General features: G+C 60.6%; 3 protein-coding genes and 1 pseudogene. 3 read left to right on the top strand and 1 reads right to left on the bottom strand.

What is annotated here, in order from left to right; genetic code table 11:
* Both AC1DT2_RS21820 and AC1DT2_RS21815 read left to right on the top strand, forming a co-directional pair.
* A pseudogene (locus AC1DT2_RS21820) lies at positions 1 to 229 on the top strand (hypothetical protein); the annotation flags it as partial.
* Positions 230 to 335: 106 nt separating this feature from the next.
* Positions 336 to 755, top strand: coding sequence for a hypothetical protein (locus AC1DT2_RS21815; RefSeq protein ID WP_477298696.1), 420 nt, complete (start codon positions 336 to 338; stop codon positions 753 to 755).
* 73 nt (positions 756 to 828) lie between these two features.
* On the opposite strand, the gene AC1DT2_RS21810 is transcribed toward AC1DT2_RS21815, so the two are convergent.
* A complete protein-coding gene (locus AC1DT2_RS21810; protein ID WP_477298695.1) occupies positions 829 to 1,101 on the bottom strand; it encodes a hypothetical protein in 273 nt (90 codons plus the stop codon).
* 646 nt (positions 1,102 to 1,747) lie between these two features.
* On the opposite strand from AC1DT2_RS21810, the gene AC1DT2_RS21805 reads away from it, so the two are divergent.
* Positions 1,748 to 2,023, top strand: a 276-nt coding sequence (locus tag AC1DT2_RS21805; RefSeq protein WP_477298694.1) for a hypothetical protein, incomplete at its 3' end; no start/stop codon positions are given.

The following is a 2,023-nucleotide window of genomic DNA, read 5'->3' as shown; positions in this document are numbered from 1 at the left end:
GGGCGGCGCCTACTACGGCCCAGACCAAATCGGCGAAACACGTGGCTATCCATCGTTGGCAAAAATTCCCTCGCCGGCAGGGGATGCGAACGATGCGACGAGGCTGTGGATCGCTTCGGAGGCATTGACCGGCGCGACCTTTCCCCTGGACGATAACCAGAGGGTCGATCCAATCGATCCCCGTCATCCGCCCCATCCGCACATAGATCCCACGGATCACAACGCATAAGTACGTAGTTAATGCCGCCTGCGGCTGGCTCACCTCGCCTGTGGTCGTCACGTCATCGTCCACATGAACGGTCATGCTGCGTCGGACCTCGACAGGAAGACAAACAATGGCTGAGCCAGATGCGCGGTATGCGGTTGTCATCGAGTCGTACCACCGCCTGGCAGAAGGGGTCGCCGACTGCCTGCGACAGCGGGGCTACATCGTCGGCATTGCAAGCACACACGCGGGTGGGGCCGCCTGGGCCGCCAGTCGCGACCGGGTCGACTTCCTCGTCGCCTCGGCGCCTGCTCTCGGAGAAAACCCGGAAGGCACCTATCTGGCTGAGGCGCGTGCCGGCAATCCCGCCATCGCTATCCTGGTCATGACGTCAGACGCAGACGCAGATACGGGGCAGGTGCCGCGCGATGCCGTTCCGATCCAAAAGCCCTTCAGCTTTCTTGAGCTTGCCGATGCCATCAACCGGGCGACGGCTTCGGTAGCGCAGATGCCTTCCACCTTGGCGGTCGTCGACGAAACGCCTGATTGACTGCCGAAGCTCTGGATGGACGAACACCACGACGCCCTCCCAGATCTGAGCAGCACCCCGGTTTCGACGTCAATCACCCACCCTGCTCCCAACACATCCTGGCATGCGCCTGCGCCGAGCACTGCACCCCCATATGCATCAACGCCCCGATCGCTTCCAGCCCGTGCGCCACACGCTGACAGTCCACGGTATCGGATTCGTGGATGAAGTCGGCCAGTAACCGCGTCAGGCTACGTGCGTACTGAAGCCATTCGGTGGCTTCGTTCATCAGGTCGTGCGCCGTGGCTTCCGGATCGATGTGGTAGTGGAATCCGGGATGGCTGCTTTGCCCTTTTGCTGTGGTCATGACGAACTCCTTGAATGCCGCCCTGCCCGCCTCATCCAGGTGCGGCACGCTACGCATCGCGCARCGTGCCGCGGATCAMACGGATKCGCGGGTTCATCGGCTGCCCGTGTCCGGGCGYCGTGCGGCTTGATTGACGAAGTGTGTTGCGGGGACAGCCGCGTCTGTTCTCAGGTCACACGGCGACGTGCCGTGTTGCTCGGCCAAGAAAAAACTCAGGGAAACGGCTGGCGCCGCGGTTCTTCAACCGTGTCTGCGGGGAAGGCAGAGCGCCCGGTGACCGATGGGGGTGTCGCCGGGGGGATCCGACGGGCGAGCTCGTACCGTATGATCGGTGGTAGCCACTGATCTACTCCTAGGTAGTTGTTAGTGGTTAGCGGTCCAGGGGTGCTGATACACCTCTGGGCCGCGCTTCTTCACCGCATTGAGCGATGGTTGTCTGCGCAGCATTCATAGCGACGACGCAGGCAACGAGATGACCGTATCAAAACAACTTCGAGTTGTCTGTAGGCGGCGTTGATCGTTGCCCTACGATCCCGACATGATGCTCCTGTCGATGTATAGAACTTTTCGGAAAAATCGTTCGTTAGCGATTCAAAGTCCTACGTGTCCGTCAGAATCGCCCCTCGACTTTTGACCCGAACGATTCATGGACGGAAATCTCTCCGCGGTTGTACACACGGCCAAGCAACTCGCTTTGCTTGCGGAAGCTCTGGAGCGGAGAAGCGAGACGGCCGTGTCGACACAGCGATCGGCCGCCTTTGCACTCACTCGAGCTGCTTCCGAAGCAAAGGAAGCCGTCGACACGTTGACGCTCACGGCTAGTCGGGATGTCGAGAAAGCCACTAGTGCCGCTGTTGAAGACGTACTTGGTAGAGGCTTGAGCGCCTTCCATCGTCAGGTGGTTATAAGCAGCGAACAGGTC

This window comes from Luteibacter sp. P4_E6 (assembly GCF_056401535.1).
The sequence above is the reverse complement of the archived record's forward strand: the minus strand, read 5'-3'. Positions and strand labels throughout refer to the sequence as shown.